2 protein-coding genes (1 of these 2 only partly in view) are annotated in these 946 nt (G+C 41.8%); both read left to right on the top strand.

The window, feature by feature from the left end; translation table 11 throughout:
• On the top strand, window positions 1-539 hold a 539-nt coding region (locus tag Q0X72_RS13795), incomplete at its 5' end, for an aminotransferase class V-fold PLP-dependent enzyme (protein ID WP_297766597.1).
• 42 nt (window positions 540-581) lie between these two features.
• Window positions 582-946: the start of a D-2-hydroxyacid dehydrogenase gene (locus Q0X72_RS13790; protein ID WP_297766594.1), read on the top strand. 574 nt of this gene lie beyond the right edge of the window; 365 of the gene's 939 nt are visible here — the first part of the coding sequence; the start codon lies at window positions 582-584; the stop codon falls past the right edge of the window.

Genomic DNA, 946 nt, shown 5'->3' with positions numbered 1-946 from the left:
AGCTGGATTTTTCAAAATTCGACCTTATTTACGCAGGTGCACAAAAAAATATGGGTCCGGCCGGTACTACCCTGGTTATTGTAAAAGAAGATCTACTTGGGAAGGTTACCAGAAAAATGCCTTCCATGTTGAATTATCAGGTGCATATTGCTAAAGAAAGCATGTTCAATACGCCGGCAGTATTTCCGGTGTATGTTTGTATGCTTACCCTCCAATGGTTGAAGGATATGGGCGGTATTGCCGCTATTGAAGATATCAATGAGAAAAAGGCAAAACTGATTTATTCTGAGATCGATCTAAACCCACTATTCCAGGGGTATGCAAACAAAGAGGATCGCTCCAACATGAATGCGACATTTACACTCACGGATGAAAAGTTGAAAGATACTTTTGATGCTATGTGGAAACAAGCCGGCATCAATGGCCTTAACGGACACCGTTCAGTTGGCGGATACAGAGCATCCATGTATAATGCCTTATCATTAGAAAGTGTGGGCGTTTTGGTTGACATAATGAGCGATCTGGAACGCAAAGCTTAGATCAAATTTAAATAATTCATAACTTAAGAGATTCGCAATTCTATGAGTAAAAAAATACTAGCCAATGACGGTATTTCCAACAGCGGAATACAGGCCTTGGAAGCAGCCGGTTATGAGGTACTGACTACCACTGTAGCACAGGAACAATTGGCTAATTTCATTAATGAACAGAAAATTGTTGGACTACTGGTTCGCAGTGCCACACTGGTACGAAGCGATCTGATAGATGCATGTCCGAGCCTTCGGCTTATTGGTCGTGGCGGGGTTGGTATGGACAATATAGATGTGTCCTATGCCAAAGAAAAAGGAATCCATGTCATTAATACGCCAGCATCATCTTCAAGTTCGGTAGCTGAACTTGTCTTTGCACATTTGTTTGGGGGTGTTCGTTTTCTATATGATGCCAA

It is taken from the genome of uncultured Muriicola sp., from assembly GCF_947258935.1.
Taxonomy (GTDB): domain Bacteria; phylum Bacteroidota; class Bacteroidia; order Flavobacteriales; family Flavobacteriaceae; genus Muriicola.
The sequence above is the reverse complement of the archived record's forward strand: the minus strand, read 5'-3'. Positions and strand labels throughout refer to the sequence as shown.